Here is a 2,397-nt window from a genome sequence, read left to right on the forward strand (position 1 = left end):
CCGCTACACCAGTTTCCTTATCTTTAGAGAGTATTTTATGTCCAACCAACAGCAACAAAATAGCAGTATGGCTGATGCCTATGTTTTGCCTTTTGAGCAACTTCGCATGACGGATGTTGAATCCGTCGGCGGTAAGAATGCCTCACTAGGGGAGATGATTTCTCAGTTAGCTTCCACTGGGGTTCGTGTTCCAACAGGTTTTGCTACCACTGCATTGGCATTCCGTGATTTTCTAAAACATAACAATCTGACTGAGCGCATTCAGCAGCGCTTAGAAGGTTTGAATATTGATGATGTGCGCGCATTGGCACAAGCTGGTGCAGAGATTCGTAACTGGATCGAAACAGCGCCATTTCAACCAAAATTAGACGAAGAGATTCGCAAGGCATTTGCAGTGTTGGATGACTCTGGTAAAGGCTCATTCGCAGTGCGTTCGTCAGCTACTGCTGAAGACTTGCCTGATGCTTCTTTTGCAGGTCAGCAAGAAACTTTCTTGAACGTCGAGGGTATTGATGATGTTCTCAAGAAGATTCGTGAAGTATTTGCCTCACTTTATAACGATCGTGCGATCTCCTACCGCGTTCATAAGGGCTTTGCCCACGCTGAAGTAGCCTTATCTGCCGGTATTCAGCGAATGGTGCGCTCTGACCTAGGTGCTGCAGGGGTGATGTTCACATTAGATACTGAATCTGGATTTGAAGATGTGGTTTTCATTACCTCAAGCTATGGCTTAGGGGAAACAGTGGTTCAGGGCGCAGTTAATCCTGATGAGTTTTATGTATTCAAAACCACTTTAGCCAAAGACAAGAAAGCAATTATTCGTCGTTCTTTAGGCTCTAAGTTGATTCAAATGCAATTTGCGCCAAAGGGCTCTGCAGAAAAAGTGCAGACAGTGGATGTCGCTCCTGAGAAGCGGAATCGTTTCTCACTGGAAGATGCGGACATCACTGAGTTGGCCAAGTATGCGGTGATCATTGAGAAGCACTACGGTCGTCCGATGGACATCGAGTGGGGTAAAGATGGTCAAGATGGCCGCATTTACATTTTGCAAGCTCGTCCTGAGACAGTGAAGAGTCAGGCAGCAGGCCAAGTAGAGATGCGCTACAAGTTAAAAGGTAGCTCAAAGGTATTAGCAAAAGGCCGTGCGATCGGTCAAAAGATTGGTGCTGGTCCAGTCCGCATTATTCGTGACCCAAGCGAGATGGATCGTGTCCAGCCTGGTGACGTATTGGTTGCAGACATGACTGATCCAAACTGGGAGCCAGTCATGAAGCGCGCTTCTGCGATTGTGACTAACCGTGGTGGTCGTACCTGCCACGCTGCGATTATTGCTCGTGAATTAGGTGTGCCTGCGGTTGTTGGTTGCGGTGATGCGACTGAGCATTTGCAAGACGGCATGATGGTGACAGTTTCTTGTGCTGAAGGTGATGAAGGCCATATTTATGATGGCTTGATCGAAACCGAAGTTACTGAAGTTTCTCGCGGTGTATTGCCTGAGATTCCAGTGAAGATCACAATGAATATTGGTAACCCTCAATTGGCATTTGATTTCTGTCAAATTCCGAATGCTGGTGTTGGCTTAGCTCGTCTCGAGTTTATTATCAATAATTACATTGGCGTGCATCCACGTGCAGTGTTGGAATATCCAAATATTGACCCTGACCTTAAGCGTGCCGTTGAGAGTGTGGCTCGCGGTTACGCTAGTCCACGTCAATTCTACGAAGATAAGTTGGTTGAAGGTGTGGCGACCATTGCCGCTGCTTTCTATCCAAAGCCAGTAATCGTTCGTTTGTCAGACTTCAAATCTAACGAGTATAAGAAGTTGATTGGTGGATCACGTTACGAGCCGGATGAAGAAAATCCAATGTTAGGCTTCCGCGGCGCATCACGTTATGTATCAGAAGAATTCGGCGAAGCTTTTGCTCTCGAGTGCGCGGCTATGAAGCGTGTTCGTGAGGATATGGGCCTAGATAACGTTGAGATCATGGTTCCATTTGTGCGCACCATTAATCAGGCTAAGCGCGTGATCGATATGATGGAGAAGTTTGGTCTTAAGCGTGGCGTCAATGGTTTACGCCTCATCATGATGTGCGAGATTCCATCTAATGCTATTTTGGCTGATCAGTTCCTCGAGTACTTTGACGGTTTCTCTATTGGCTCAAACGATATGACTCAATTAACTTTGGGTCTGGATCGTGACTCAGGCATGGAGTTACTGGCAATCGACTTTGATGAACGTGATCCAGCAGTGGAGTTCATGATTGCCCGCTCTATTGATGCTTGCCGTAAGCAAAATAAGTACGTTGGCATTTGCGGTCAGGGTCCTTCAGATCACCCAGACTTTGCGCGCTGGTTGGTTGAGAAGGGCATTACTTCCATCTCATTAAATCCAGATAG

The 2,397-nt window shown here is 46.7% G+C and carries 1 protein-coding gene; it reads left to right on the plus strand.

Annotated elements, in window-relative coordinates; all coding sequences use genetic code 11:
* Positions 1 to 37: 37 nt before the first annotated feature.
* The coding region (gene ppsA / locus JaK3_RS05755; RefSeq protein WP_068321958.1) for a phosphoenolpyruvate synthase at positions 38 to 2,397 on the plus strand (2,360 nt) is incomplete at its 3' end.

The organism is Polynucleobacter yangtzensis (genome assembly GCF_001595965.1).
GTDB classification, from domain to species: Bacteria; Pseudomonadota; Gammaproteobacteria; order Burkholderiales; family Burkholderiaceae; genus Polynucleobacter; species Polynucleobacter yangtzensis.